A 26897-nucleotide genomic window follows, 5' to 3' on the forward strand; every position below is an offset into this window, starting at 1 on the left:
TCTCTCCCCCCGATCACACCTTGATGTCCACCAGCTTGCGCATGACGAAAAGGTTCAGCCCAAGGAAGGCGGCCACGGCAAAACAGGCGGGAATGAAGAACGGGTGATCCATCACCTCGTCGTAATAGTTCGGATCCATCAGGTTGATGGCGATCAGCGCGGCGACCGGGAAGCCCGACAGGAACATGCCGGACCACTGTGCCTCGGCGGTGATGGCCTTCACGCGGCGGAACAGCCGGAACCGGGCCCGGATCACGCCGGCCAGACCGGCCAGGATTTCCGCCAGGTTACCGCCCGACTGCTGCTGAATGGTCACGGCGACCGCGAGAAAGCGAAGATCCTGCAGGCCGATGCGTTCGGCCATGTCCTTCAGCGCCTCGCCCAGGTCGCGGCCATAGGCGTTTTCGTCCGCGATCACCCCGAATTCCGAGCCAAGCGGATCGGCGACCTCGCGGCTGACGATCTGGATCGCCGAGGAGAACGGGTGCCCGACGCGCAGCGACCGCACCATCAGCTCGACCGCATCGGGCAGCTGTTCCTCGATCATCGACATGCGCTTCTTGGCCTTCTTGTTGACCCAGAAGTAGATCGCGCCGACGCCGATGCCGACGGACAGGACCGCACGCAGGGGCGCAGAGCTTTCGGTGGCAATGGTCAGCGCAAGGAAGACGACCATCGACAGGCCCACCATCAGCAGCAGAAGCTGTTGCGGGGTAAAGGCAATCGCCGCCTTCTGCGCCTTGTCCGCCAGAAGCGAATACAGCGGCACCTTCTGCGCGGTCATGTGCTGCTGCATTTCCTTGCGCAGCACTTCCAGAACCTCTTCCCGGTTGCCACCGGTCTTGTCCAGCATCTCGAGCCGGCGGTTCACCTTGCGGTTGGCCCGCACCGAGCTGCCGAAGAACAGCAGGTAAATGCCTTCGATGATGGCCAGCACGGCGATGAAGATGACGCCGTAGATGATCGGTTCCGGGCTGATCGACACGGGTCTTACTCCATCCGGGTGGGTTCAAAGAGATGCGCGGGCAGGTCATAGCCCCACATCTTGAAACGTTCCGAGAAGTGCGACCGCACGCCGGTGGCGGTGAAATGGCCGACGATCTTGTTTTCCGGGGTCAGGCCGGTGCGCTGGAAGCGGAAGACCTCCTGCATGGAGATCACGTCGCCTTCCATGCCCGTCACTTCGGTGATCGAGGTCATGCGGCGTGTCCCGTCCTGCAGACGCGAGGCCTGCACGATCAGATGCACGGCCGACGCGATCTGGGACCGCATCGCCTTCAGCGGCATTTCGATCCCGGACATGGCAATCATGTTTTCCAAACGGCTCACGCCATCGCGGGCCGAGTTGGCGTGGATCGTGGTCATCGACCCGTCGTGGCCGGTGTTCATGGCCTGCAGCATGTCGATGACTTCCTCGCCGCGGGTTTCCCCGACGATGATCCGGTCGGGGCGCATACGAAGGGCGTTCTTCAGACAGTCGCGGGGGGAAACCGCGCCCTTGCCCTCGACGTTCGGCGGGCGGCTTTCCATCCGGCCCACGTGCGTCTGCTGCAGCTGAAGTTCGGCCGTATCCTCGATCGTCAGGATCCGTTCGCTGTCGTCGATGAACGACGACAGGGCGTTGAGCGTGGTCGTCTTGCCCGAACCGGTACCGCCCGAAACGATGACGTTCAGGCGCGTGGCCACGGCGGCCTGAAGGTAGGCGGCCATTTCTTCGGTGAAGGCGCCGAACTGGACAAGATCGTCGATGCCCAGCTTGTCCTTCTTGAATTTCCGGATCGACACCAGCGACCCGTCCACCGCGATCGGCGGGACCATGGCGTTGAAACGCGATCCATCCTGAAGACGGGCGTCGACATAGGGGTTCATCTCGTCGACACGGCGGCCGACGGCGGACACGATCTTGTCGATGATCCGCAGCAGGTGCTTTTCGTCCTTGAAGGTGACATCCGACAGCTGCAGCTTGCCGTCGCGTTCGACAAAGATCTGGTGCGGGCCGTTCACAAGGATATCCGAAACACTTTCGTCCTTGAGAAGGCTTTCCAGCGGGCCAAGGCCCTTCACTTCATCGTAGAGTTCCTGGTTGAGGGTCGTGCGTTCCTCGCGGTTCAGCACGATGCCCTTTTCCTGCAGGACTTCGGTCGCGATCGAATTGATCTCGAGCCGCAGTTCCTGTTCGGTCGCATTGTCGAGCGCGGCGAGGTTCAGGTTGTCCAGAAGGGCGCGGTGCAGTTCCAGCTTGATCTCGCCCAGCCGTTCCTTGCGCTTGCGGTTCTTGTCCGCGGCCAGGGGCACGGCGGCCGACTTGGGCATCGGCTTGCGCATGGTGCCCGGCGACACCGCGTTGACCGCGCCGCCCGTGGGCTTGAGGTTCGAGGGTTCGCGCAGGGCCGCGCCATTGCCCGTGCCTGCGGTCGACGGGCGCGGCGCCGCGGCCGGTTTCGGACGCGGGGCAGGTGCTGACGGTGCCTCTTTCTTGTATCTTGAAAACATTCCCCGTTTCCCCTGCTTCAGGCCGCTTCAGCGTCCGCCGCCTGTTCACCCACTTCGTACAAGGACCGGGCCAGTTTCTGCAGCTCCTTGCGCAGCGGGTTCTTTGCCGCCGTCAGGGCCAGAGGCTGACCGTGGTCACAACTTTGCATGACCTGCTTCCCACCATCGGGAAGCTGAACTTCGATCGAGATATCAAGGCTTTCCGCCAGACGCTTGACGCGGGACTTGCCCTGCAGATCCAGCGATTTGGGCGCCTTGTTCAGCACATAGCGCAGCTTTTCGACGGGCAGGTCTTCGGCCTGCAGCGCCCGCTTGAGCCGCTGCGTGTTCTGGGCCGACCGCATGTCGAGCTCCATCATCGCAAAGTATACATGCGCCGCGTTCAGCACGGTTTCGGTCCACTGGACCACCGTCGAGGGCATGTCGATCACGACGAAATCGAAGTGCGACCGCGCCATGTCGATCAGGCGGGTCACGTCGTCCGAGCTGATCAGGTCCAGCGGCAACATCTCGGACGGAGAGGTCAGCACGTGCACCTTGCCGTCGAAGTCCAGCAGCGCCTGCTTGAACACGTCGTCGTCCATCGCTTCGGTGTCCGACAGAAGTTCGTAGATTGCTTCACGGCGGGGCAGGTCCAGATAGGTCCCGACTGCGCCGAACTGCAGATCCATGTCGATGATGCAGACCTTCGGGGGCTCTTCGCCCTTCTTGACCGCATGCACCAGTTCCCACGCCAGGTTCACCGCGAAGGTGGTCGATCCGGTGCCACCGGCCAGGCCGTGACAGACCAGGACCGCGCCGTCCTTGGTGCCCTTGGCCGACTTGCGTGACGGGGCGCGATCTTCGACGACCGGCTCGGGCTGTTGCAGCCGTTCGATCGCCGCGGCCAGTTCACCTTCGGGAAGGGGGTAGGGGACGAATTCGTCGGCGCCCTTGCGCAGCAGCTGGTGCAGTGCCGAGGGGCTGACATCTTCGGCGATCAGGATGACCTTGATGCCGTTGTTGCGCGCCTGGCTGATGACCTCGCCCAGAAGGCCGATGTTGTCTTCGTCCTCATCGTCCATGGCGACGGCAATGAATTCAAGCGACTGAGCTTCGGGCTGGTTGAAGAACATCAGCGCCTCGGCAAAACCCAGATCGCCCCAGGCATCCCCAAGCGCCGCTTCCATGTCTTCGATCAGAAGTTCGAAGCCGTCCGGATCCCTCCGGATTGTGCAGGCGAGGATCGGTGCCTCTTCTGTGTGCTCGTCTTCGATCGCAGTCATTGCCTCAGATCCCGTTAGTTCGCCCGGCTTATTCGCCTGTTATCTCCGGATATTTTCCCGGAGCCGGTGCGACAGTCCGACTCAAGTCAGACGGTATGCTTCACGGATCAGGATGGCGGGGAATCTGGGCAATAGTGGGGCCAAATCCAATTAATTGTGCGACCCCCGGCAACGATCCGGAGCCGGAGGCGCGATTGATTACCCGCCGCTGGCCGACCCGGACAGCTCGGTGCCCGACAGGCCGGTCGCAGGCACGGCGCTTTCGACATAGCTGCGGTAAATGATCTGCGCGTATTTTCCGTCCAGGATCAGGGGGTTGCCGCGCACGAAGCCCGTCACCTCGGTCACGGTCCGGCGGTTGCGCCGTTCCTGGCCCTGGGTCACGATCAACGGCTGTGTTTCGCCACGGGACACGACAGCCTCAAGCCGCTGGCGGCTGACACCGTGCGACACGAGGAAATTCACCACCGCGCGCGCCCGGCGCAGGCCAAGACGCTGGTTGTAGGAATTCGACCCGACAAGATCGGTGTGGCCATAGACCTTGAACCGCACCTCGGGGAACTGCCGGATCCAATGCGCCTGTTTAAGCAGGACCGTCTGCGCCTGCGCGTCCAGCACGGCCGAGTTGAAGGCGAAGTTGACCGTGCTGTCGACCTCTTCGGCGAACCGGGTGGCCAGGCTGAGCACGTAGTCACGTTCGCCCGACATCACCAGCGTGTTGTTCATCGTGGCATTGCCAAAGCCGTTGTCCCCGAAGGCACCCGCTTCGCTGTGGAAGGTGCGGGCGCTGTCCTGGGTACAGCTGGCGACAAGGGTGATCCCGGCGGCGGCGGCGAGGATGAGTTTGGGGGCACGCACCATCTGTCTCACTCCATCACATAGCCGTAGGACCCGTTAAAGTCCTGTTTCGCCACTTCTTTTGCCGCGCCGCGCAGCTTGCTGGCGTCTTTCGACGTCCGCCCGAACAGGAACAGGTCCTTCTCGGACGGGGGCTTCACGCGGTCGGTTGGAAGGGCCAGCGCCTCGCCCCGGGTGGGGGACACTAGGTGCGCGGTGATGATGACCACCAGTTCGGACTGTTCGCGCTGATATTCGGCGCTGCGGAACAGCGCGCCCAGCACGGGAATGTCGCCCAGCCACGGGATCTGGCTGTTCTGGTCACGGAAGTCGTCCTGCAGCAGGCCCGCGATGGCAAAGCTGTCGCCGTCGCGCAACTCGACCGTGGTCGAGGTCTCGCGCCGCTTGAAGGCATCGATGCGGAAGGCGTTCAGCTCGAACCCGTTGTTGGGGTCGATGGCCGAAACGGCCGCCTTGAGTTCCAGGTTGATGATCTTGTCGTCCACCACGCGGGGGATGAAGTTCATCTCGACCCCGAACGGCTTGAATTCGACCGTGACGGACCCGCCGTCCTGCGCCACCGGCACCGGATATTCGCCGCCCGCCAGGAACTTGGCTTCCTGGCCCGACAGGGCGGTCAGGTTGGGTTCGGCCAGGGTGCGGACCACGCCCTTGGATTCCAGCGCTTCAAGCAGCACACCGACCTGGACGGCCCCGGCGTTGAAGCCCAGCAGCGTCGCGCCCGAGTTGGTGTTCGAGGCGGGCAGGGTGCCGCCCAGGCCATTGCCCTGGCTGGCAGAGTTCGAATAGCGGCCCGAGCCGCCCGAGAGCCCGAGGTTGCCGTTCAGCGCGTTGCCGTTCATCGCCAGCGAGGCCGACAGCGACTTGGACACCGACCGCTGCATTTCGGCAAAGCGGACCTTCAGCATCACCTGCTGCACGCCACCGACGCTCATCAGGTTGGACACGCGTTCCGGCGCATAGCGTTCGGCCAGATCCAGCGCGCGCTGCAGTTTCTGCGACGACGACACGACGCCCGACATCACGATGCCGTCGTTGGCGGTGCGCACCTCGATCTTCTCGTTGGGAAGGATCTGGCGCAGCCGTTCCTTGAATTCCGAGATATCCGCCGACACCACCACATCCACGTTGGTGATCAACCGCCCCTCTGCGTCCAGCAAGGTCAGCGTGGTGATCCCGGGCTGTTTGCCCAGCACGTAGATGGACCGGTCCGACAGCGACGAGATATCGGCGATCTGGGGGTTGGCGATGGACAGTTCGGCGAAGGAGACGTCGCTTTCCACGACGACCGCGCGGTTGATCGACACGTTCAGCCGACTGTCCGAGTTTCGATTGACGATGCTCAGCGTCTTTGCCTCGGCGGGGCCGGACAGGGTACCAAACGTCAGGGACAACCCAAGAAGGGCGGCCCCAAGGAATTTGCAATGTGTCATGTGACCTGCCTCTCGATCACGCCTCTGGTCGGGTCTTTTTGCCCGTGATTTTGACTCATACTGCGCCAGTTTCGGATTTCATGCAAGAATCAAAGCCTTTTGGCCACATCCTGATGCAGCAAAGCCGCAGGCGGGGCCTGCGGCTTTGGCGGAATTCAGGGTCTGCAGGGATCAGTTGCAGGCGATCGGGGTCTCGACCACTTCGGCGCCACGGCGGGTCCGGATGGTGCAGACCTGCTGCTTCGGGGCTTCGCGCGCCTCCTGGATCTTCGGCGCTTCGGCCAGGCCCAGCAGCGACCGCTGGTCAACCTCGATGGCCTCGGCCACGGTGTCGTCCAGGTTGCCGACCAGCGACAGCGCAAGGCGGCCGGTGGATTGGGCCTGGGCCAGGGCGGCGACCTGCTGCGGGTTGATCGCGACGGTGACGGTCCGGGCGATCATCGCCTCGGAGTGGTCCCCGTTGGCGATCTGGTCGACCGCGATCAGCTGGATGCCGGTTTCGATCAGCTTGGTGACTTCGCCGGACGACGCGCGGTCGACGCCGTCGACCCGGCCGGTCCAGTAGACGTCCACGCGGTCACCGGGGCGCAGGAAGCCCGACACGCCCGAGGCCACGTCGACCTTGATCGCGAAGGCCCGCATGCCCTTGTTCAGGCGCGAGGTCAGGCCGGCGTCCTCGCCGGGTTTGGTGACCTTCACGTCCATGATCGCCTCGTTCGGCTCCATCGCGCGCAGCACGAAACGGGGGCGGGGATCGTTGTCGGGGAAAAGCTCGGCCTGTTCGAAGAAGACGCCGGCCGGCATGGCCTGTTCGGGCCATTCAACCCGGCGCACGTCAGCCTTGGTCAGCTCGTCCCCGTATTTCAGGGACGTCTTCGCGACATAGACCATCTTGGTCGGCACCGTTTCCGGCACCGCCTTGGCTTCGGCCATCACGGCCTGCTGCGCCATGAAATCCTTGACCATCATGACGGCGAACCCGGCAAGGCCGAGCCCGACTACAAGAACCAAACCGAATACTGCTCGCATGGCTTTTATCCTTTGTCTCACCTGTGGTGGCCTGTGCCACCTGCCACTCTCTTCTTAATATTTCGCAAGCGAATGTGGCCAAAGAAGGGTGGGGATCGGGTTGTGTGGTGACGGTTTTATTGGGATCCGATGTAGGATCCGATGTTCCCGGCAAGGCCCAGGGTGTCTTCGCTGACCGCCCCGAAGATCAGCACGATCACGGTGACGACGCCGGCCGTCAGGACGACCCAGTCCACGGTCACGGCACCTTCGTCCGAGGCGAGGAATCTCTGAAGTCTGGCTTTCATGGCTCACCCGTATCTCTAGGGGGTTGTTGCTGTGCCTGCGGGCCCGTCCGAGCCGTGGCGTGGGGCGGGCTTAGATAAAAGGCCGCGCCCCGGAAGGCACGGCCTGTTTGCGCAGTTCGGAACTGTGCAGATCTTATTCGGCCGGGGTGATCGAGCCCATGTAGGAGCCGATGTTGCCGGTCAGGGTCGTGGTGCCGGTCTTGATGGAACCGTAGGCGGCAACGCCCAGGCCAACGACGGCAGCGGTCAGAACAACCCAGTCAACCGTCACGGCGCCGAGTTCGTCCTTGCGGAAGTTCTTGATGAATTTAAGCATGTCGTGTCCCTCCAGAGGATCGTATCGATGTGTCAATGTTCCGGTTCGGTTGGAATGGCACTCATGGCTCTCTCCTCCATGGACACCACCTTTCCGGGACAGCGTCATATAGCCCGCGAATTTGGGCAGCATTTGGGCATCATTGGCACGAAAATAAAGAAACAGGCAGCCTTGATGAATATTCGCTTAACGCTTTGAATTTGATTGAAAATATTGCGTTTGCCGCTGCGGTTTCGCGGTGTTTCGGCGGGCGCCATTGCGAAAATGCCACGCCTTTTCAGGCCGGTCTGGTTCCAAGCCCCGGATTCTGCGACACTTGCCGGAAAGACCGAGCAGACATAACACAGGCGGTCCTCATGAACCGTTACGACACAGCCAGGGCCCTTGGCGGGGCCGCACTGGTCATTGCCCTGTCCCTGACCCTGTCATCGCCGCTGCGGGCGGACCCTCCGCCGTTCGAGGATTTCACCTTCAAGCGAGTCAAGCCGCCCAAGGCGTCGGGCGGTCAGCGCATCACCGTTCAGATCACCGACCCGCTGCCACAGCCCAAGCCAAAACCCAAGGCCGAGGACGAGGCCGCACCGCCCGCGACGCCCACGGCCGCCGCGCTGGACTGGTTCTGGACCGATATCTCGCCCGCGCTGACGGATGCGGGGCCGGACCGGCTGGCGCCGGCACTGGTGCGGCTGTCCAATCCGCCGGCCGGTACCTCCGTGCCCGAACCCCGGCTGAGCGACCTGCTGTCCCTGACCGAACGCTACGGCGCGGATATCCTGATGTCGACGATCGGTACGCGGGTGTCGCCTGCGCTGGCGCTGGCGGTCATATCGGTCGAATCCGGCGGCCGCGCCGATGCGACCAGCAGCGCCGGGGCACAGGGCGTGATGCAGCTGATGCCCGCCGCCGCCGAGCGCTTCGGCGTGACCGACCGGCTGGACGCGGCGCAGAACATCCGCGGCGGCGTGCGCTACCTGGATCAGCTGATGAAGGATTTCGGCAATGATCCGGTGCTGGTGCTGGCCGGATACAACGCTGGCGAAAATGCCGTACGCCGTCACGAAGGCGTGCCGCCCTATGCCGAGACCCGCGATTACGTACCCAAGGTGCTGGCGGCCTTCGCCGTGGCGCGCGGGCTGTGCCTGACCCCGCCTGAACTGGTGTCGGACGGCTGCGCCTTCCGTCAGCCCTGATCGCGGGCGGCGCCGGGGGATGCCTCCGGCGGGAGTATTTCGGGCAAGATGAAGGGGCGGCCATGATCGGACCGCCCCATGGTTTTACGCTGTGGCGCGGGTCAGACGATGGTGGCTTCGGTCGCTGCGCGCAGCTCTTCCTCGGTCACGCCGTCGGCCAGTTCGACGATCTTCAGCCCGCCTTCGACGACATCGAGGACGCCGAGGTTGGTGATGATCCGGTCGACCACGCCCGTGCCGGTCAGCGGCAGGGTGCATTCCTTCAGCACCTTGGTCTCACCGGCCTTGTTGGTGTGGTCCATGACGACGATGACGCGCTGCACGCCCGCCACCAGGTCCATCGCGCCGCCCATGCCCTTGACCAGCTTGCCGGGGATCATCCAGTTCGCGAGGTCGCCGTTTTCGGCCACTTCCATCGCGCCCAGGATCGCCGCCGCGATCTTGCCGCCGCGGATCATCCCGAAAGAGGTCGCGCTGTCGAAATAGGCGGTGCGGGGCAGTTCGGTGATCGTCTGCTTGCCCGCGTTGATCAGGTCCGGGTCCTCGTCGCCCTCGAAGGGGAAGGGGCCCATGCCGAGCATGCCGTTTTCGGACTGCAGCGTGATGTCCTTGTCACCGACGTAGTTCGACACCAGCGTCGGGATGCCGATCCCGAGGTTCACATAGGTGCCGTCTTCAAGTTCCTGGGCCGCGCGTTCGGCCATCTGGTTACGATCCCAAGGCATTATGCGTTCTCCCGCTGGCGCACGGTGCGCTGTTCGATGCGTTTTTCATGCTCACCCTGGATGATCCGGTGCACATAGACCCCCGGCAGGTGGATGTGGTCGGGATCGAGCGATCCGGTCGGCACGATTTCCTCGACCTCGACCACGCAGACCTTGCCGCAGGTCGCGGCGGGCGGGTTGAAGTTGCGCGCGGCCTTGCGGAAGATCAGGTTGCCGGTCTCGTCCGCCTTCCAGGCCTTCACGATCGACAGGTCCGCGAACATGCCGGTTTCCAGGATGTAGGTCTCGCCGTTGAAGTCCTTGTGTTCCTTGCCCTCGGCGATCTGGGTGCCGACGCCGGTCTTGGTGTAGAACCCCGGGATGCCCGCGCCACCGGCGCGCATCCGTTCGGCGAGAGTGCCCTGCGGGTTGAATTCCAGCTCCAGTTCGCCCGAAAGGTACTGGCGCATGAATTCCTTGTTCTCACCCACGTAGGAGGAGATCATCTTTTTCACCTGGCGCGTCTGCAACAGGATGCCGATGCCGAAATCGTCGACGCCCGCGTTGTTCGACGCAAAGGTCAGGTCCTTGGTGCCGGCGTCCTTGATCGCCTGCAAAAGCAGCTCGGGAATGCCGCAAAGGCCAAAGCCGCCCGAGGCGATGAACATGCCGTCAAACAGCAGACCGTCCAGCGCCTCGGCTGCCGATCCATAGATCTTCTTCATGAGAGTCCTCCTGAATGGTTGCCAAGGTGATGGATGGCCAGTGACCAAGAGTCAATCTTTTGCCGCGGTGCGGAAAGGGGCGCCCGGCCTGCGGACGCCCCTTTGCATTCCGGCGGGCGTAGGTCCCCGCCGCGAGCGCGATCAGATCACCCGCACTTGCGTGCCGATCGGCGTGATCTCGAACAGCTCGGCGATGGCCGCGTTGAACAGGCCGATGCACCCGTCCGAGCTTTGTCGGCCGATCTTGCGCGTGTCATGCGTGCCATGGATCAGGTAGGCGGGCCAGTCGAGGTACATCGCGTGGGTGCCAAGCGGGTTGTCCGGACCCGGCGGCATGTATTCCCAGCCAAAGCGTTCCTTCTGGCTGGGGGTCGGCGTCCAGTCCGGGCCGACCTTCTTGCGCACGATCTTGGTATAGCCACGCTTGGTCAGCTCATCACTGCGCGGGACGGAGGTCGGGTAGATGCGATAGTCGCTTTCGTCCGCCGACCAGTAGTGCAGCGCGCGGCTGGTGGTGTCGCAGACGATCGCCCCCTTGCCGAGGTCGTCGAAATGCGCCCGCCAGTCCTGGGACGAAAAGCTCGACGCATTGCGGCGCACGGGGGCTTGGGGCTCCTCCGGCAGGGTCTGGGCGCGCAGCAGGCCGGGCACGGCCAGGGCCAGCGCACCACCCGCGATCACGGCGCGGCGGGTCGGGAAGGGGGATCGGGTCATGTCTTTGCCTCGTGTCGAAATCTTGTGTCGCATTGGCGTCGGCGGTTTCGCCGGACCATCGCGGCACGGGCCGCACAACACCACTCACATTCAGTTGAGGTGATATGTTCCCGCCCGCAAAACCGGGGTTGCCCCAGGGCAGACCCCTGTCCCTGCGGCGCTTTCCGCCTAGCTTCATGCCCCAGCCCGCCAAAAGCATGTGAAGGAGTCCCAGATGACCGCGTTCGACCTGCCCGACCTTGTCCACAAGATATTCGACGATCAGGAGGTCACGCCCGATGCCCGCGCGATCCTGGCGCAGCCGGACCGTCAGATCGCCGTGTCCGTGCCGCTGCGCCGCGACGACGGATCGCTGGCGGTCTTTCCCGGCTGGCGTTGCCAGTTCAACACGACGCTTGGCCCGGCCAAGGGCGGCATCCGTTTCCACCCCGGTGTCACCGCCGAGGAATGCACCCAGCTGGCCTTCTGGATGACCATCAAGTGCGCGCTCATGGAGCTGCCCTTCGGTGGCGGCAAGGGCGGCGCGCAGGTCGACCCGAAGGATTTGTCCCCGCTTGAGGTCGAGCGGCTGGCACGCGGCTATATCGGGGCGATCGCCGATGTCATCGGCCCCGACCGGGATATCCCGGCGCCCGACGTCAACACGGACGCGCGCGTCATGGGCTGGATGGCCGATGAATTCGCCAAGATCACGCGGCGGCACGAACCGGCCTGCATCACCGGCAAACCGGTCTGTCTGGGCGGGTCCGAGGGCCGTACGCAGGCCACCGGGCGCGGCGCGCTGATCGTGCTTGACGCCTGGTTGGAACGCGAGGGTCGCAAGCCCGAGGACGTGACCGTGGCCGTGCAGGGCTTTGGCAACGCGGGGGCGCATTTCGCCTGCCTCGCCCATGAACGCGGCTATCGGATCGTCGCGGTGTCGGACAGCCAGGCGGCCATTCATGATCCCGACGGTCTGACCCCGTCGAAGCTGCTCGACTACAAGCAGAAGGAAAAGGAACTCTCCGGTGCCCTCTACGCCGACAGTTCGGTCAAGGAAGGCAACGGCGGAGAGGAGATCGCGCAGGAAGACCTGTTGGCCCTTGATGTCGATGTGCTGGTGCTGGCCGCGATGGAGGATGCGATCACCGAGGACAACGCAGGCACCGTCACGGCGCCGCTGATCCTCGAGATCGCGAACGGGCCGGTGACGCCCGAGGCTGATGCCATGCTGGTCAAGGACGGGAAGGTGATCCTGCCCGACGTTCTGGCCAATGCCGGGGGCGTCACGGTCAGCTATTACGAATGGGTGCAGGGCCGGACCGGTGAACGGTGGGGTGCCGCAACCGTCACCGACCGTCTGACCGAGCGGATGGAGGCGATCGCCGAGGCCTGCTTTGACCGTGCCGGGGACGACGATATCCCGGTGCGCGAGGCCGCCTACGCCAAGGCGATCACCCGTATCGCCGACGCGATCAGCAGCCGGGGCGACCGCAGCTATTTCGCCGGCTGACGCAAAAGGCCCCGGACATGCGCCGGGGCCTTTGCAATTTCGCACCACCCGCGGGGACGCGGGCAGGGGTCATTCGTCGTCTTCGGCCTTTTTCGCCGCGGTTTTCTTGGCCGCAGGTTTCTTGGCGGGCGACTTCTTGGCAGCGGCCTTCTTGGGCGCGGCCTTTTTCTTGGGGGCCTTCTTGCCCGACTTGGCGGCGCGTTCGGCGATCAGCTCGACCGCCTGTTCCATGGTCAGCGCCTCGGGGTCGCTGTCCTTGGGCAGGGTGGCGTTGATCTTGTCCCATTTGACGTAAGGCCCGTATTTGCCCTCCATCAGCTCGACCTTGCCGCCGGCCTCGGGGTGTTCGCCCAAGTCTTTCAGCACCTTGGCGGCCCCACGTCCCTTCCGGCTTGCCACCTTTTCGGCCAAAAGCTGCACGGCCCGGTTCATGCCCACGGTCCAGACCTCGTCGATCCCGTCGAGGTTGGCGTTGGTGCCGCCCCGGTCGGATGTCGTGTCGGCGTGCTTGATATAGGGGCCATAGCGCCCGATGTTCGCCCAGACATTCACGCCATCCTCGGGATGGGTGCCGATCAGGCGCGGCAGGGTCAGAAGCATGACGCCCTGTTCCAGCGTCAGATCTTCGGGCGTCCAGTCCTTGGGCACCGACTGGCGCGGCGGCTTCTTGTTTTCCTCGGTCACGGGGCCGCGCTGCACGTAGGGCCCGAAGCGGCCCTTGAACACGCGGATCTCGTCGCCGTTGTCTTCGCCCAGCAATTTGCCATCGGGCGGGATCGCACTGGCCTCGGCCTCGGCATCGGGCGGGCCGAAGGGGCGCGTATAGCGGCACTCAGGGTAGTTCGAACAGCCAATGAAGGCCCCGCCCGACCGCGCCGTGCGCATCGACAGGCGGCCCGCGCCGCAGTTCGGGCAGAGGCGCGGGTCGGACCCGTCTTCGGTCGGCGGGAAAAGGTGCGGTTCAAGCACCTCGTTGATCTTTTCCAGCACCTCGGTGATCCGCAGCTCCGAGGTTTCCGCGATCGCGGCCGAGAAATCGCGCCAGAAGCGGGTCAGCACATCCTTGTAGTCGCGCGATCCGGCCGACACGTCGTCAAGCTCTTCTTCCAGATCGGCGGTAAAGTCGTATTCGACATACTTCCGGAAGTAGTTCTCGAGAAAGGCGATCACCAGCCGCCCCTTGTCCTCGGGGATCAGCCGGTTCTTGTCCTTGCGCACATAGCCGCGGTCCTGGATCGTCGTGACGATGGACGCGTAGGTCGAAGGCCGCCCGATACCGAGCTCCTCCATCCGCTTGACCAGCGTCGCCTCGGTATAGCGGGGCGGGGGCTGGGTGAAATGCTGTTCGGGCGTGATGTCCTTCTTGGCCATCGGATCGCCCTGCGAGATCTGCGGCAGGCGCTTGTCGTCGTCATCCTCGACGTCGTCGCGGCCCTCTTCGTAGACGCGCAGGAACCCGTCGAACAGCACGACCTGACCGGTGGCGCGCAGCCCGACCTGGCCGTCGCGCGACCCGATTTCGACCGTGGTGCGTTCCAGCCGGGCGCTTTCCATCTGGCAGGCCAGCGTGCGTTTCCAGATCAGGTCATACAGCTTCTTCTGGTCGCCCTCGGTCAGCCGCAGGCTGTCGGCGTCGGCGGCCATGTCGGTCGGGCGTATACATTCGTGCGCTTCCTGCGCGTTCTTCGCCTTGTTCTTGTAGACCCGCGGGCTGCCCGGCACGTAATCCTTGCCGAACCGGTCGCCGATGGCGTCGCGGCAGGCGGTGATCGCCTCGGGCGCCATGTCGATGCCGTCGGTCCGCATGTAGGTGATGTGCCCGGCCTCATACAGGCGCTGCGCCGCCTGCATGGTCTGGCGCGCGCCCATGCCGAACTTGCGGCTGGCTTCCTGCTGCAGGGTCGAGGTCATGAAGGGCGGCGAGGGGTTCCGCGTGCCCGGCTTCGCCTCGACCGACTGAACGGTCAGGTCGCGCGACGACACGGCCTGCACCGCCATCTCGGCGGCGGTGGAATCCTTCAGGTCGTACTTATCAAGCTTCTTGCCGCCCAGAAGGGTCAGGCGCGCTTCGAACTCCTGATTGCGGGGCGTCGCCAGCAGCGCCTTGACCGACCAATATTCGCGGGCGCGGAAGGCCTCGATCTCCATCTCGCGCTCGACCAGCAGGCGCAGGCAGACCGATTGGACGCGGCCCGCGGATTTCGCGCCGGGCAGCTTGCGCCACAGCACCGGCGACAGGTTGAAGCCCACCAGGTAATCCAGCGCGCGGCGGGCGAGATAGGCCTCGACCAGGTCACCGTCGACCTGGCGCGGGTTCTTCATCGCCTCGGTCACGGCTGTCTTGGTGATGGCGTTGAAGACCACGCGGCTAACCGGCGTGTCCTTTTTCAACGCCTTGCGGTTGCGCAGGGCCTCTTCCAGGTGCCAGGAGATCGCTTCACCCTCGCGATCGGGGTCGGTTGCGAGGATCAGCGCGTTGTCGTCCTTCAGCGCGTCGGCAATGGCCTTGACGTGCTTCTTGCTGTCGCTCGCGATCTCCCATTTCATGTCGAATTCATGATCCGGGTCGACCGATCCGTCCTTGGGTGGCAGGTCGCGGACATGCCCGTAAGACGCCAGAACGGTATAGTCCGGGCCGAGATACTTGTTGATTGTCTTGGCCTTGGCCGGGGATTCGACAACAACGACGGGCATGAAACATCCTTCCGAACTCTGGACGGGCTATATGGCGGCGGACCATGTGACCCACAAGGGTGGAATGTCAATGAGTGTGCTGGACGCAGGACATCACAAGGATGCCAAAGCGCATCACCCCCGTTGCCTCTGCCGCTTTGGCGGTCACCCCCGTGCCACGCGGGACAGCAACCCGCCCGCCTGACGGCGGACCTGCCCGGCGATTTCCAGCTGCGTGATGGCGGGGGTGACGTGATGCGCGGCGCGGGCCAGGTCGCGGATCAGCTGGTCTTCGGCCAGCGGCGTGGGGCCCAGCCGGTCAAGGATCAGTGAATGCAGCGCGGCGGTTTCCTGCAGGCTGCGGGTGTCGGGGGGCGGGGCCAGCGGCAGTTCGGGTTCCAAAATCGGTGCGGGCTTGGGCAGGGCCTCGATCACGTCGGCGGCCGAACGCACCAGCGTTGCGCCATCCCGGATCAGCATGTTCGACCCGGCAGCGCGGGCGTCGAAGGGATGCCCGGGCACCGCCAGCACGTCGCGCCCCTGGTCCAGCGCGGTGCGCGCGGTGATGAGGCTGCCGGACTTCGACGCGGCCTCGATCACCACCAGCGCCTGCGCCAGGCCCGAGATCAGGCGGTTGCGTCGGGGGAAATGCCGGGCCTGCGGCTGCTGCCCCATGGCGATTTCCGAAAGGCGAAGGCCGTTTTCAGGGATTTTCGCGGCAAGCGTTGCATTTTCCTGCGGGTAGATCACGTCGACCCCGCCCGCCAGAACGGCCAGCGTGCCGGTGTCCAATGCGGCCTCGTGCGCGGCCGCGTCAATGCCGCGCGCCAGGCCCGAGACGATGACGAAGCCTTCGGCCGCCAGATCGCGGGCAATCGACCGCGCCATCCGCAGCCCGAGGGACGATGCATTGCGCGCCCCCACGATCGCGATCATCGGGCGGTTCAGCACCTTGCCCGTGCCCATGACCCACAGGATCGGTGGTGGATCGTCGACGTCCAGCAGGGCGGGGGGGTAGTCCGCGCTGCCGACCGGAACCATGCGCGCGCCGATCGATGTCGCGGCCCTGAGTTCGGACTGCGCCGCGTCGACGGAACAGGCGGTGTAATCCCGGAGCCCGGCTTCTGCCGCGACATCCGGCAGCGCCTTCAGCGCCGCGCGGGCCGTGCCATGTTCATGCAGCATCCGGTAGAAGGTCGATATCCCGACCCGTCTTGAGCGCAAGAGGCGAAGCCACGCCAGCCGTTCATCTTCCGAGGTGGGTGGGAGTGGGGGGTGAGTGGAAGGATGATAATCCACGACCGTGTCGCTCCGCCTGCTTGCGGAATCAGGTATAGGTCGACCCGGTTAATTAAGCGTGAATATGATGGTTAACGACGTATAGTGGAACAAGGTGTCAGATCCCGCGGCAGGCCGGTCGGCAGGCGCGGGTCAGGGAAGGGGCTTTCGGACCGTGACGGAAAGCAACGACCGCAAGCAGCAGATCATCCAGGGGGCCATGCGGGCCCTTCAGTCTCAGGGCTTGCCGCATCTCAGCTATGACACCGTCGCCGAAGCCGCCGGCGTGACCCGCCAGCTGATCCGCTATCACTATTCGGATCCGGACACTTTGATGAAAGATGTCTGCGACCATCTTGCGGGGATTTACCGCGAAGCGCTCATCACCACCGCAGGTCAGCTGAAGGGACCCGCCCGGGTGGATGCCTTTCTCGACTTCTACTTCGATCTGCTCGACGGCACGCCCAAGCCGCGCGATGATCGGATCTACGATGCCATGATGTCGCTTTCGGCCACCTCGCCGGTCATCCGGAAGGAACTGGTCGGCCAGTATCGCCTGATCGGCCAGGTTCTGAGCCACGAGTTCGGCGTGCAGTACCCCGATCTCACGCAACGTTCGGCCGAGGAGCTGTCGTGGCTGTTTGTCTGCCTGATGTACGGCCATTGGAAGATGGTCGCCTCGCTTGGATATGCAGAGGCGCACCGCCATGTGTCGCGCGCCGCGATGGATCGGCTGATTCTGTCCTATCGCGAAACGCCCGCTGACCCGGCAATAGGGGCCGCGCCGTGGGGCATGGAGCCAAGTTGAGCGATTTCCATTTTGAAAAAATCTTTGGGTAAACTGGACTGTTCAGTCCCGAAATTCCCAGTGGATACAGGCGCCAATTGGCGTCACGTGCCCTAAGGGAAGCTGCCTCCACTTCCTATGCATTTTCAATTTGAAAAGCGCCGCCGCATTCGTTTGACAGCCCTGCGTTTCACTGCCGTTATCCATGATGTTGAACGGAGCTGGGGGGCAAAATTCCGTGTCTCCCGCTTATGTGTACGAGTGATCGCACCGCAGGTATGTTGCTGCGCTGCATGTTGATTTGAACCGCAGGTTTTATTGATCGGACCAGTGTGAGTGTGGCGGTTCAAATGGCGGCTGGACCTGACCAGAGACAGATCCAGCCGCATCCGTTCACGCAGGTCCAGCGTCTCAGGCTGATCCGCCGACCGTCAGACCGCCGATCAGGACCGAAGGCTGGCCAACGCCCACGGGCACCCATTGCCCCTGCTTGCCGCAGTTGCCCATGCCCGGATCCAGCGCCATGTCGTTGCCAAGCGCGCGGATGCGGGTCAGCGCCTGCGGGCCGTCCCCGATCAGCGTCGCGCCCTTCACCGGCGCGCCACGCTTGCCGTCCTTGACCAGGTAGGCCTCGGTGCAGCTGAACACGAATTTTCCGCTGGTGATGTCGACCTGCCCGCCGCCGAAGCCGACAGCGTGGATGCCATCCTTCATCTCGGCCACGATCTCTTCGGGCGTCGCCTCTCCGCCCAGCATGTAGGTGTTGGTCATCCGGGGCATCGGCGCATGGGCATAGCTTTCGCGGCGCCCGTTGCCCGTGGGCTCGACCCCCATCAACCGCGCGTTCTGGCGATCCTGCATATAGCCGACAAGGATGCCGTCCTCGATCAGCACGTTCTTGCCCGATGGCGTGCCTTCGTCGTCTACGGTGATCGACCCGCGCCGGTCGGGGATCGTGCCGTCATCCAGCACGGTGACGCCCTTGGCGGCGACCTGCTGTCCCATCAGCCCGGCGAAGGCCGACGATCCCTTGCGGTTGAAATCGCCTTCCAGCCCGTGCCCGATCGCTTCGTGCAGCAGGATGCCGGGCCAGCCCGGGCCCAGCACGATGTCCATGACGCCTGCCGGGGCCGGGACGGCCTTGAGGTTCACAAGCGCGATTCGCAGGGCTTCGCGCGCCTTGGCCTGCCAGTCGGACGGATCAAGCAGCCCGTTCAGACCGACGCGCCCGCCACCCCCGGCCGTGCCGGATTCGCGGCGGCCGTTCTGTTCGACGATCACCGACACGTTGACCCGCACCATGGGGCGCGCGTCGCGGACGATGCCGCCTTCGGGGCGCAGGATCTCGACCTCCTGCAGCGAGGCCATGATCGTGGCCGAGACCTGCACGACCCGCGGGTCCAGACCGCGGGAAAAGGCGTCGATCTCGCGCAGGGTCTCGACCTTGACGGGAAACTCGGCCCCCGCGATCGGGTCGGCGTCGGTGTAGAGCCGTGCGTTGGTCGCACGCGGGGCAGGGGCCATGGTGCCGCCGCCGTCGCCGACGGCCAGCCGGGCCGTTTCGGCCGCCCGCTTCAGCGCGGCCTCGGTCATGTCGGTGCCATGGGCATAACCCGACACGTCCCCGCGCACGGCCCGAAGCCCGAACCCTTCCGAGGCATCGTAGCTTGCGGTCTTCACCCGCCCGTCATCGTAGTGCAGCATTTCCGACCGCTTGCGTTCGAGAAACAGCTCTCCGTCATCACCGCCCGCGACGGCTTCGCGCAGGATCGACAGGGCCTGGGCCTCGTCCAGATGGGTCTCGAAAGGGCGGAAAGGGGTGTCTGACATGGCTCGGGCCTCCTGCGGTTGCGGCGTCTGCAAACCAATTTTTCTGATCTAGATCAAAAAAAGCGTCCGTTTGCCACATGCGCGATTATTGTGCTGCGGGAAAGAATATGGTTTTAGACTGCGTCAAACAACGGGAGGTGCGCGGGATTCCGCAAATCTTCCGTCGACCGGACAAGTGCCTTCTAGATCAGGGTGTCACATGCGCAAAATCACCAGCCTCTCGGCCCTTCTGGCCACCGCCGCAGCCTTTCCCGCCATGGCGCAGGACCTGGAGGTGATCGGCAAGCCACACCCCAAGGGTATCGCGTTCCAGGAAGCCGTGACCTCGGTCGCACGTGACCTGCAGTGGCTGGATCACATGATCCTCTACATCATCACGGCGATCGTGATCCTGGTCAGCGGCCTGCTGCTGTTCGCGGTCTTCCGGTTCAACCGCAAGGCCAACCCGGTTCCCGGCACCTTCACCCACAACTCGCCGCTGGAAATCGCCTGGACGATCGTGCCGATCCTGATCCTCGTGTTCATCGGGGCCTTCTCGCTCCCGACGCTGTTCAAGCAGCAGACCTTCCCCGAGGGTGACGTGAACATCAAGGTGACCGGCTACCAGTGGTACTGGGGCTACGAATACACCGACACCGAATCCGGCCTGGCCTTCGACAGCTACATGATCGGTCAGCCCGCGACGATGACCGCCGAGGACGAAGAAGCCGGCGCCGTGGCCTATGTCCGGTCCGACGCGATGACCGCCAAGCTGGCCGCCAGCGGCTACAACGCGGATGAATTCCTGCTGGCCACCGACACCGCCGTTGTCGTGCCCGTCGGCGCCACCGTCGTCATGACCGTGACCGGCGCAGACGTGATCCATTCCTGGGCGATGCCGGCCTTCGGCGTGAAACAGGACGCCGTGCCGGGCCGCCTGGCGCAGCTGTGGTTCGCCGCCGAGAAGGAAGGCATCTACTTTGGCCAGTGTTCCGAACTGTGCGGCAAGGACCACGCCTACATGCCGATCACCGTCAAGGTGGTCAGCCAGGCAACCTATGACGCCTGGCTCGCGGCCTGCGAAGAAGCCGGCGAATACGTTGATCCGGAAAAGCTGAACAGCTGATCCGACGGGCTCGGGACGATCGTCGCCCCGGGCAATCCCGCCAGGGCCGGGCATCCTGCCCGCCAGCCAGATAGACGGAACCCAGAATGACCGACGCGAGCTTTGAGACGCAGACCGAGACGGGCGAGGCGCAGTTTGGCGACTATGTCGCCCTGCTCAAGCCGCGCGTCATGTCGCTGGTCGTCTTTACCGCCGCCGTCGGCCTTCTGGCCGCGCCGGGTGGCGTGCACCCCTTCATCGCCTTCTTTGCGGTGCTGTGCATCGCCATCGGCGGCGGGGCATCCGGCGCACTGAACATGTGGTATGACGCGGACATCGACCGCGTGATGAAACGCACCTCGGGCCGTCCGATCCCGTCGGGTCGCGTCCAGCCCGAAGAGGCGCTGGCGATCGGCCTGACGCTGTCGGGCTTCTCGGTCATCATGCTGGGGCTTGCGACCAACTGGGTCGCCGCCGCGCTGCTGGCCTTCACGATCTTCTTCTACGCCGTCGTCTACACGATGTGGCTCAAGCGCTGGACGCCGCAGAACATCGTCATCGGCGGTGCCGCGGGCGCCTTCCCTCCGATGATCGGCTGGGCGGCCGTCACGGGCGACATCACGCTCGCCTCGATCCTGATGTTCGGCCTGACCTTCCTGTGGACTCCGCCGCACTTCTGGGCGCTGGCGCTGTTCATGAACTCGGACTACGAAAAGGCCGGTGTGCCGATGCTGACCGTGACCCACGGCCGTCGCACCACCCGCCGTCACATCTTTGCCTACACCTTCCCGCTGGCCGCGCTGGCCATCGGCCTGGCCTTCACGCAGGTCGGCGGCCCGATCTACCTGGCCGTCGCCGTGGTGATGAACCTGGCCTTCGTGAAGGGCGCCTGGGACATACTGCGCCGCGACGAACCCACGGCCGAGGCGGACAAGTACAAGGTCGAGAAGCGCTATTTCGCCTTCTCGCTTCTCTATCTCTTCGTGCATTTCGGCGCGATCCTGGCAGAGGCCACGCTGCGCCCCTGGGGCATGGGGGGATGGTGATGGCATTCCGTGAACCGCACGAGCTGCACAAGCGCCGCTGGAGCCGGAACCTCGGGCTCGGCATCGTGCTGGCCGTCTTCGTCGCACTGGTCTTCGGCCTGACCGTGGTGAAGGTGACCAACGATCCGCTGCGGCTGGACAATGGCCAGCTCAAACCCAGCTCTGCGGTACAGCAGCAGGGGGGGAACTGATGGCACTTTCCGGACCGCAACGCACCGTGGCGACCACCCTTGGCGTGGTCTTCGTGATGGGATCGCTCGGCTTCGCGTCGGTCCCGCTGTATGACCTGTTCTGCCGCGTCACCGGCTTTGGTGGCGTGACGCAAGAGGCCGAGGCCGGATCTGACACCATCCTGGACCGCACCATCAAGATCCGCTTCGACGCCACCGTCGACAGCGGCATGGCCTGGTCCTTCAAGCCCGTGCAGCGCCAGATGGAGGTCCAGATCGGCGAAACCGGCCTGGCCTTCTACGAGGCGCACAACCCGACCGACCGGGTGATCGCGGGCACCGCCAGCTACAACGTCTTCCCCTATGAGGCAGGCGGCTATTTCACCAAGATCGAATGCTTCTGCTTTACCGAACAGGTTCTCCAGCCCGGGGAAACTGTGCAGATGCCCGTCACCTTCTACGTGGACCCCGAGATGGTCGAGGACCGCGACGCGAAACACGTGCAGACGATCACGCTCGGCTACACGTTCTATGAAACCGACCTTCCCGTTGAGCAGGCCCAGCTTGCGACGGAAGGGTCGAAGGATGTAAACTAAGACCTCAGGCGAGGGAACGAGGGCACCGATATGGCGCATGAAAAGAATCACGACTACCACATCCTTGCACCGTCGATTTACCCCTTCCTCGGGTCGATCGGTGCCTTCATCATGCTGTTCGGCGCCGTGCTGTGGATGCACGACAGCGGCCCCTGGGCCTTCCTGATCGGCCTGGCCGCCGTGCTGTACGTCATGTTCGGCTGGTGGTCCGAAACCGTGAAGGAAAACAAGGTCGGCGATCACACCCCGGTGGTGGAAATCGGCCTGCGCTACGGCTTCATCCTGTTCATCATGTCCGAGGTCATGTTCTTCTCGGCCTGGTTCTGGACGTTCTTCAAGCACGCGCTTTACCCCATGGGCGAAATGTCCCCGATCAAGGACGGCGTCTGGCCGCCCGCGGGCATCGAAACCTTCGACCCCTGGCACCTGCCGCTGATCAACACGCTGATCCTGCTGTGTTCCGGCGCGGCGCTGACCTGGTCGCACCACGCGCTGGTGCATGAAAACAACCGTCAGGACATGAAGTGGGGCCTGATGCTGGCCATCGCGCTTGGTGCTCTGTTCACCGTGTTCCAGGTCTATGAATACGGCCATGCGGCTTTCGGCTTCTCCGGCAACATCTACGGCGCGACCTTCTTCATGGCGACCGGCTTCCACGGCTTCCACGTGCTGATCGGGACGATCTTCATGATCGTGTGCCTGTTCCGCGTCTACGCCGGGCATTTCACCCCGGCGCATCACGTCGGCTTCGAAATGTCCGCCTGGTACTGGCACTTCGTCGACGTCGTGTGGCTCTTCCTCTTCGCGGCTGTCTACATCTGGGGCGGCTAAGCGGGGCGGGCTTCCCGCACCACGATCTAGGAAAGGCGCGGGGCGGGGCTCCGCGCCTTTGACATTCAAGGCGGAACTTATGCTCAGGAAACTTATCGGACCGCTGATCTTCGGCGTGGGCGGCGTGGCCATTCTTGTCTCGCTCGGCAACTGGCAGGTGCGCCGGATCGCCGAAAAAGAGGCCTATATCGCCAGCATCGAAGCCCGGATCGCCGACAACCCGGGTCCGCTGCCCGTCGTCCCGATTGAGGACACGGATCAGTTCCTGCCGGTGACCGTCAACGGGCACTACGGCGAAACCGGGTTGCGCGTGTTGTCCAGCCGCAAGCTGATCGGCGCGGGTCACCGCCTGATCCAGCGGTTCGAGGTCGGCGATCGGTCGATCCTTGTCGACCGTGGTTTCCTGCGCGACGGCATCGCCGCACCCGAGGTGCCAAGCGGCGATGTCACGATCCGCGGCAACCTGATGTGGCCGGACGAAACCGACAGCTTCACCCCCGCCCCGGATATCACCGGCGGCCTGTGGTTCGCCCGCGATGTCGCCGCCATGGCCTCTGCGCTTGGAACCGAACCGGTGCTGATCGTCGCCTCGGACGTCAGTTATGATCCGGGCACGGTCGATCCCTTTGCCGTGACGACCGAAGGCATCCCGAACGATCACCGCAATTATGCCATCACCTGGTACGCTCTGGCGGTGATCTGGCTGGCAATGACCGGCTATCTGATTTATCGCACGCTTAGACCGAAAGAAGGCGACGCGACGTGAAATACATCTCGACCCGGGGTGCGGCCCCTGACCTGACCTTCGAAGAGGCGATGCTGACGGGCCTGGCCCGGGACGGTGGCCTTTACGTGCCCGCCGAGGTGCCCGCGATGTCCCACGCCGACATCGCCGCGCTGGCGGGCCTTCCTTACGAAGAGGTCGCCTTTCGCGTGATGCGCCCCTACCTGGGCGACACCTTCACCGACGACGAATTCCGCGAGATCATCGCCAAGGCCTATGCGGGCTTCGGCCATGCCGCCCGCGCGCCCATGGTGCAGCTGGCCCCCGGTCATTTCCTGCTGGAACTGTTCCACGGGCCCACGCTGGCCTTCAAGGATTTCGCGATGCAGCTGATCGGCCAGCTGTTCCAGGCGTCGCTGTCCCGCTCCGGCGACCGGGTGACCATCGTCGGCGCGACCTCTGGCGACACCGGGTCCGCCGCGATCGAGGCCTTCAAGGGGCTGGATGCGGTCGACGTGTTCATCCTTTTCCCGCACGGCCGCGTGTCCGAGGTGCAGCGCCGCCAGATGACCACCCCGTCCGAGGCGAACGTGCACGCCCTGTCGCTCACCGGGCATTTCGACGATTGCCAGGCGCGCGTAAAGGACATGTTCAACGACCACGACTTCCGCGACGGCGTGAAGCTGGCGGGCGTGAATTCGATCAACTGGGCGCGGGTTCTGGCTCAGGTCGTCTATTACTTCACCTCTGCCGTCGCCCTGGGCGCCCCGCACCGCAAGGTCAGCTTCACCGTGCCCACGGGCAACTTCGGCGACATCTTCGCGGGCTATATCGCACGCAAGATGGGCCTGCCGATCGACAAGCTGGTGGTCGCCACCAACCAGAACGACATCCTGCACCGCTGCCTGTCGACGGGGGATTACATCCCCGACGGCGTGATCCCCTCGATCAGCCCGTCGATGGATATCCAGGTGTCCTCGAACTTTGAACGCGTGCTGTTCGATGCCTACGGGCGCGATGGCAAGGCGGTCAGCCAGCTGATGGACGAATTGAAAGCCGGCGGCTTCACCGTCAGCCAGGGCGCGTTGCAGCACCTGCAGGATCTGTTCGTCTCGGGCCGCGCGTCCGAAGAGGAAACCACGGCCACCATCAAGGCCCTGCGCGCCACCACCGGAGAGATCCTGTGCCCGCACAGCGCAGTGGGTGTGAAAGTCGCGCAGGAGAACCTTGATCCTGCCGTGCCGATGATTACCTTGGCGACCGCCCATCCGGCCAAGTTCCCCGACGCGGTCGAAGCCGCCACAGGGATCCGCCCGGGCCTTCCGCCCCGCATGGCCGATCTGTTCGACCGGGACGAAAGAGTCACGCGGGTGGAAAACGACCTCGCTGAAATCGAACATCTGATCCGGGAAAAGATCGCGAATTGACACCAAAGCTTCACACCCTGCCGAACGGGTTCCGCATCGTCACCGAACGGATGCCCGGCCTTCAGTCCGCCACCATCGGTGTCTGGGTCGGGGCAGGCGGGCGCGACGAACGGCCTGAACAGAACGGCATCGCGCATTTCCTTGAACACATGGCGTTCAAGGGAACCAAGACACGCAGCCCCATCCAGATCGCCGAGGCGATCGAGGACGTGGGCGGCTACATGAACGCCTATACCTCGCGCGAGGTGACAGCCTATTACGCCCGCGTTCTGGGCGCCGACGTACCGCTGGCGCTGGACGTGATCGCGGACATCCTGCTGAACGCCACCTTCGACGAGAAGGAGCTTGAGGTTGAGCGCGGGGTGATTTTGTCGGAAATCGGTCAGGCTCTCGACACGCCAGACGATATTATCTTCGACTGGTTGCAGGAAAAAGCCTATCCCGGCCAAGCGCTCGGCCGCACGATCCTCGGCCCCGAGGACCGCATCCGCGCCTTCCAACGTGCTGATCTGGCGACCTTTGTCGCCGAAAACTACGGCCCGGGCCAGATGATCCTGTCGGCTGCGGGCGACGTCGATCACGACGCCATCGTGGCCATGGCCGAAGATCTCTTCGGTCACATGAAGCCCGTGGCGCAAGTGCCTGCAGGCGCGGCAAAATTCATAGGCGGCGAAAGCCGGACCGAAAAGGCGCTGGAACAGGCGCATATCGCCATCGGCTTTGAAAGCCCCGACTACACCCATGCCGACGCCTATGTCGCGCAGGTCTATGCCTCGGCGCTCGGCGGCGGGATGGCGTCGCGGCTGTTCCAGGAAATCCGTGAAAAACGGGGCCTTTGCTACACGATCTTCGCGCAGGCCGGGGCCTATACCGACACTGGTATGACGACGGTCTACGCTGGCACCTCGGGCGATCAGGTGGCCGATCTGGCCGCCATCACCATCGACGAGATGAAGCGCGCCGCCGAGGATTTCAGCGACGAGGAAACCGCCCGCGCCAAGGCGCAGATGAAGGCGGGGCTTCTGATGGGGCTGGAAGGCCCGTCGTCCCGCGCCGAACGCATGGCGCGGATGGTGCAGATCTGGGGGCATGTGCCGCCGCTGGATACGGTGGTGTCCAAGATCGACGCGGTCACCCGCGACGACCTGCGCCGCTATGCCGTCGCCATGGCCACCGCCGCGCCGATGGCGCTGGCATACTACGGTCCGGTCAAGGACGCGCCGGATCACGCGGCACTGACCCTGAAACGCGCGGCCTGATGCTTCTGAACCGGCGGAAAGTGAAGATCGAGACCGAGCGTCTGACGCTTCGTCCGCCGGTGCACGGAGATCACAGAAGCTGGGCGGCCCTGCGGTCGGAAAGCCAGGACTATCTGACCAAGTGGGAACCCGCCTGGGCAGCGGACCACCTGACCCGCCGGTCCTTCACCAACCGCGTCTACTGGGCGCAGCGGTCGATCGCCAATTCCTCGGCCGTGCCGCTGTTCCTGTTCCGCCGCGAGGATGACGACCTTGTCGGCGCCATCACGCTGGACAACATTCGCCGGGGCCCCGCGCAGGCGGGCACCATCGGATACTGGACCGGTGAACGCCATGCCCGGCAGGGTTACATGCGCGAGGCGATCAATGCCGTCGTGCACCACGCCTTCCACCGCATGGACCTGAGCCGGATCGAAGCCGCCTGCCTGCCCGAGAACACGCCCTCGCGCCGCCTGCTGGAAAGCTGCGGGTTCAAGTACGAGGGCGTCGCGCAGAGTTACCTGCAGATCGACGGTCGGTGGCGGACCCATGTGCTCTATGCCTCGCTGCGGATGGACCGGCGCGGGCGGACGGACGCGGGCTAGGGGGCGCTGCCCCCGGCGCTGGCGCGCCTCCCCCGAGGTATTTGCGACCAGAAGAAGCATGCCGGGCCTTTCCGGTCGGCCTTACGGGAATGTGATCGCCGC

The 26897-nt window shown here is 64.4% G+C and carries 26 protein-coding genes; 12 read left to right on the plus strand and 14 right to left on the minus strand.

All coding sequences use genetic code 11. From position 1 onward, the window contains the following. Positions 1-13: 13 nt before the first annotated feature. The 8 genes from E4S58_RS02330 to E4S58_RS02360 form a co-directional block, all read right to left on the minus strand. Positions 14-985 (minus strand): type II secretion system F family protein, encoded by a 972-nt coding sequence (locus E4S58_RS02330; RefSeq protein ID WP_205965341.1) that lies wholly within the window; start codon positions 983-985, stop codon positions 14-16. Positions 986-990: 5 nt separating this feature from the next. Further along, positions 991-2493 (minus strand): TadA family conjugal transfer-associated ATPase, encoded by a 1503-nt coding sequence (locus E4S58_RS02335; protein WP_136634706.1) that lies wholly within the window; start codon positions 2491-2493, stop codon positions 991-993. A 17-nt stretch (positions 2494-2510) separates the two neighbouring features. Then, complete coding sequence (locus E4S58_RS02340) at positions 2511-3758, minus strand: CpaE/TadZ family protein (RefSeq protein WP_136634707.1); 1248 nt, start codon at positions 3756-3758, stop codon at positions 2511-2513. A 198-nt stretch (positions 3759-3956) separates the two neighbouring features. Further along, positions 3957-4619, minus strand: coding sequence for an OmpA family protein (locus tag E4S58_RS02345; RefSeq protein WP_136634708.1), 663 nt, complete (start codon positions 4617-4619; stop codon positions 3957-3959). Positions 4620-4624: 5 nt separating this feature from the next. Next, a complete protein-coding gene (locus tag E4S58_RS02350; protein WP_136634709.1) occupies positions 4625-6049 on the minus strand; it encodes a type II and III secretion system protein family protein in 1425 nt (474 codons plus the stop codon). Positions 6050-6220: 171 nt separating this feature from the next. Beyond that, positions 6221-7078 (minus strand): Flp pilus assembly protein CpaB, encoded by an 858-nt coding sequence (gene cpaB, locus E4S58_RS02355; protein WP_136634710.1) that lies wholly within the window; start codon positions 7076-7078, stop codon positions 6221-6223. A 116-nt stretch (positions 7079-7194) separates the two neighbouring features. Continuing rightward, on the minus strand, positions 7195-7365 hold the full coding sequence (locus tag E4S58_RS17820) for a Flp family type IVb pilin (protein ID WP_169052579.1): 171 nt from the start codon (positions 7363-7365) through the stop codon (positions 7195-7197). Positions 7366-7498: 133 nt separating this feature from the next. After that, positions 7499-7681: a hypothetical protein gene (locus E4S58_RS02360; protein WP_136634711.1), complete on the minus strand. Its 183-nt coding sequence runs from the start codon at positions 7679-7681 to the stop codon at positions 7499-7501. Positions 7682-8037: 356 nt separating this feature from the next. On the opposite strand from E4S58_RS02360, the gene E4S58_RS02365 reads away from it, so the two are divergent. Then, the gene (locus E4S58_RS02365; RefSeq protein ID WP_136634712.1) at positions 8038-8871 is read left to right on the plus strand and encodes a lytic transglycosylase domain-containing protein; all 834 of its coding nucleotides are present in this window, start codon (positions 8038-8040) and stop codon (positions 8869-8871) included. 101 nt (positions 8872-8972) lie between these two features. On the opposite strand, the gene E4S58_RS02370 is transcribed toward E4S58_RS02365, so the two are convergent. The 3 genes from E4S58_RS02370 to E4S58_RS02380 all read right to left on the minus strand — a co-directional run bounded on the left by E4S58_RS02370 (position 8973) and on the right by E4S58_RS02380 (position 11014). Continuing rightward, on the minus strand, positions 8973-9596 hold the full coding sequence (locus E4S58_RS02370; protein ID WP_136634713.1) for a CoA transferase subunit B: 624 nt from the start codon (positions 9594-9596) through the stop codon (positions 8973-8975). Continuing rightward, complete coding sequence (locus tag E4S58_RS02375) at positions 9596-10300, minus strand: CoA transferase subunit A (protein ID WP_136634714.1); 705 nt, start codon at positions 10298-10300, stop codon at positions 9596-9598. The genes E4S58_RS02370 and E4S58_RS02375 overlap by 1 nt, the downstream gene beginning before the upstream one ends. A gap of 141 nt (positions 10301-10441) precedes the next feature. Further along, entirely contained in the window at positions 10442-11014 is a 573-nt protein-coding gene (locus E4S58_RS02380) for a L,D-transpeptidase (protein WP_136634715.1), read from the minus strand. Between the two features lie 214 nt (positions 11015-11228). Between E4S58_RS02380 and E4S58_RS02385 the strand changes: the two genes are divergently transcribed. Further along, the gene (locus E4S58_RS02385; protein ID WP_136634716.1) at positions 11229-12506 is read left to right on the plus strand and encodes a Glu/Leu/Phe/Val family dehydrogenase; all 1278 of its coding nucleotides are present in this window, start codon (positions 11229-11231) and stop codon (positions 12504-12506) included. A 69-nt stretch (positions 12507-12575) separates the two neighbouring features. Here the strand turns inward: E4S58_RS02385 and topA are convergent, their stop codons facing one another. Next, positions 12576-15200: a type I DNA topoisomerase gene (gene topA, locus E4S58_RS02390; RefSeq protein ID WP_136634717.1), complete on the minus strand. Its 2625-nt coding sequence runs from the start codon at positions 15198-15200 to the stop codon at positions 12576-12578. A gap of 144 nt (positions 15201-15344) precedes the next feature. Further along, complete coding sequence (gene dprA / locus E4S58_RS02395) at positions 15345-16478, minus strand: DNA-processing protein DprA (RefSeq protein ID WP_338101493.1); 1134 nt, start codon at positions 16476-16478, stop codon at positions 15345-15347. A 154-nt stretch (positions 16479-16632) separates the two neighbouring features. Between dprA and E4S58_RS02400 the strand changes: the two genes are divergently transcribed. Then, the gene (locus E4S58_RS02400; protein ID WP_136634719.1) at positions 16633-17265 is read left to right on the plus strand and encodes a TetR/AcrR family transcriptional regulator; all 633 of its coding nucleotides are present in this window, start codon (positions 16633-16635) and stop codon (positions 17263-17265) included. A 390-nt stretch (positions 17266-17655) separates the two neighbouring features. Here the strand turns inward: E4S58_RS02400 and tldD are convergent, their stop codons facing one another. Further along, positions 17656-19074, minus strand: coding sequence for a metalloprotease TldD (gene tldD, locus E4S58_RS02405; protein WP_136634720.1), 1419 nt, complete (start codon positions 19072-19074; stop codon positions 17656-17658). Positions 19075-19273: 199 nt separating this feature from the next. On the opposite strand from tldD, the gene coxB reads away from it, so the two are divergent. The 9 genes from coxB to E4S58_RS02450 all read left to right on the plus strand — a co-directional run bounded on the left by coxB (position 19274) and on the right by E4S58_RS02450 (position 26795). Next, positions 19274-20179, plus strand: a complete 906-nt coding sequence (coxB, locus tag E4S58_RS02410; protein ID WP_136634721.1) for a cytochrome c oxidase subunit II — start codon at positions 19274-19276, stop codon at positions 20177-20179. A gap of 86 nt (positions 20180-20265) precedes the next feature. Further along, positions 20266-21204 carry a heme o synthase gene (cyoE, locus tag E4S58_RS02415; protein ID WP_136634722.1) on the plus strand — a complete coding sequence of 313 codons (939 nt, stop codon included), beginning with the start codon at positions 20266-20268 and terminating at the stop codon, positions 21202-21204. Then, positions 21204-21395: a hypothetical protein gene (locus tag E4S58_RS02420; protein WP_136634723.1), complete on the plus strand. Its 192-nt coding sequence runs from the start codon at positions 21204-21206 to the stop codon at positions 21393-21395. Before cyoE ends, E4S58_RS02420 begins: the two co-directional genes overlap by 1 nt. Continuing rightward, the gene (locus E4S58_RS02425; RefSeq protein WP_136634724.1) at positions 21395-21970 is read left to right on the plus strand and encodes a cytochrome c oxidase assembly protein; all 576 of its coding nucleotides are present in this window, start codon (positions 21395-21397) and stop codon (positions 21968-21970) included. The genes E4S58_RS02420 and E4S58_RS02425 overlap by 1 nt, the downstream gene beginning before the upstream one ends. Positions 21971-22000: 30 nt before the next feature. Continuing rightward, positions 22001-22801 (plus strand): cytochrome c oxidase subunit 3, encoded by an 801-nt coding sequence (locus E4S58_RS02430; protein ID WP_136634725.1) that lies wholly within the window; start codon positions 22001-22003, stop codon positions 22799-22801. A gap of 79 nt (positions 22802-22880) precedes the next feature. After that, positions 22881-23567, plus strand: a complete 687-nt coding sequence (locus E4S58_RS02435) for an SURF1 family protein (RefSeq protein WP_136634726.1) — start codon at positions 22881-22883, stop codon at positions 23565-23567. Next, the gene (gene thrC, locus E4S58_RS02440; RefSeq protein ID WP_136634727.1) at positions 23564-24952 is read left to right on the plus strand and encodes a threonine synthase; all 1389 of its coding nucleotides are present in this window, start codon (positions 23564-23566) and stop codon (positions 24950-24952) included. The genes E4S58_RS02435 and thrC overlap by 4 nt, the downstream gene beginning before the upstream one ends. After that, entirely contained in the window at positions 24949-26211 is a 1263-nt protein-coding gene (locus E4S58_RS02445; RefSeq protein WP_136634728.1) for a M16 family metallopeptidase, read from the plus strand. The genes thrC and E4S58_RS02445 overlap by 4 nt, the downstream gene beginning before the upstream one ends. Further along, positions 26211-26795, plus strand: a complete 585-nt coding sequence (locus E4S58_RS02450; RefSeq protein WP_136634729.1) for a GNAT family N-acetyltransferase — start codon at positions 26211-26213, stop codon at positions 26793-26795. Before E4S58_RS02445 ends, E4S58_RS02450 begins: the two co-directional genes overlap by 1 nt. The last annotated feature ends 102 nt before the right edge of the window (positions 26796-26897 follow it).

This window comes from Pseudooceanicola onchidii (assembly GCF_004959925.1).
Classification (GTDB): Bacteria; Pseudomonadota; Alphaproteobacteria; order Rhodobacterales; family Rhodobacteraceae; genus Pseudooceanicola; species Pseudooceanicola onchidii.

Bases quoted from the DNA above. Each gene is read 5' to 3' on its own strand.
- E4S58_RS02335 (WP_136634706.1), bottom strand. From the start codon at position 2,493: ATGTTTTCAAGATACAAGAAAGAGGCACCGTCAGCACCTGCCCCGCGT.
- E4S58_RS02340 (WP_136634707.1), bottom strand. From the start codon at position 3,758: ATGACTGCGATCGAAGACGAGCACACAGAAGAGGCACCGATCCTCGCC.
- E4S58_RS02345 (WP_136634708.1), bottom strand. From the start codon at position 4,619: ATGGTGCGTGCCCCCAAACTCATCCTCGCCGCCGCCGCCGGGATCACC.
- E4S58_RS02350 (WP_136634709.1), bottom strand. From the start codon at position 6,049: ATGACACATTGCAAATTCCTTGGGGCCGCCCTTCTTGGGTTGTCCCTG.
- cpaB (WP_136634710.1), bottom strand. From the start codon at position 7,078: ATGCGAGCAGTATTCGGTTTGGTTCTTGTAGTCGGGCTCGGCCTTGCC.
- E4S58_RS17820 (WP_169052579.1), bottom strand. From the start codon at position 7,365: ATGAAAGCCAGACTTCAGAGATTCCTCGCCTCGGACGAAGGTGCCGTG.
- E4S58_RS02360 (WP_136634711.1), bottom strand. From the start codon at position 7,681: ATGCTTAAATTCATCAAGAACTTCCGCAAGGACGAACTCGGCGCCGTG.
- E4S58_RS02365 (WP_136634712.1), top strand. From the start codon at position 8,038: ATGAACCGTTACGACACAGCCAGGGCCCTTGGCGGGGCCGCACTGGTC.
- E4S58_RS02370 (WP_136634713.1), bottom strand. From the start codon at position 9,596: ATGCCTTGGGATCGTAACCAGATGGCCGAACGCGCGGCCCAGGAACTT.
- E4S58_RS02375 (WP_136634714.1), bottom strand. From the start codon at position 10,300: ATGAAGAAGATCTATGGATCGGCAGCCGAGGCGCTGGACGGTCTGCTG.
- E4S58_RS02380 (WP_136634715.1), bottom strand. From the start codon at position 11,014: ATGACCCGATCCCCCTTCCCGACCCGCCGCGCCGTGATCGCGGGTGGT.
- E4S58_RS02385 (WP_136634716.1), top strand. From the start codon at position 11,229: ATGACCGCGTTCGACCTGCCCGACCTTGTCCACAAGATATTCGACGAT.
- topA (WP_136634717.1), bottom strand. From the start codon at position 15,200: ATGCCCGTCGTTGTTGTCGAATCCCCGGCCAAGGCCAAGACAATCAAC.
- tldD (WP_136634720.1), bottom strand. From the start codon at position 19,074: ATGTCAGACACCCCTTTCCGCCCTTTCGAGACCCATCTGGACGAGGCC.
- coxB (WP_136634721.1), top strand. From the start codon at position 19,274: ATGCGCAAAATCACCAGCCTCTCGGCCCTTCTGGCCACCGCCGCAGCC.
- cyoE (WP_136634722.1), top strand. From the start codon at position 20,266: ATGACCGACGCGAGCTTTGAGACGCAGACCGAGACGGGCGAGGCGCAG.
- E4S58_RS02420 (WP_136634723.1), top strand. From the start codon at position 21,204: ATGGCATTCCGTGAACCGCACGAGCTGCACAAGCGCCGCTGGAGCCGG.
- E4S58_RS02425 (WP_136634724.1), top strand. From the start codon at position 21,395: ATGGCACTTTCCGGACCGCAACGCACCGTGGCGACCACCCTTGGCGTG.
- E4S58_RS02430 (WP_136634725.1), top strand. From the start codon at position 22,001: ATGGCGCATGAAAAGAATCACGACTACCACATCCTTGCACCGTCGATT.
- E4S58_RS02435 (WP_136634726.1), top strand. From the start codon at position 22,881: ATGCTCAGGAAACTTATCGGACCGCTGATCTTCGGCGTGGGCGGCGTG.
- E4S58_RS02450 (WP_136634729.1), top strand. From the start codon at position 26,211: ATGCTTCTGAACCGGCGGAAAGTGAAGATCGAGACCGAGCGTCTGACG.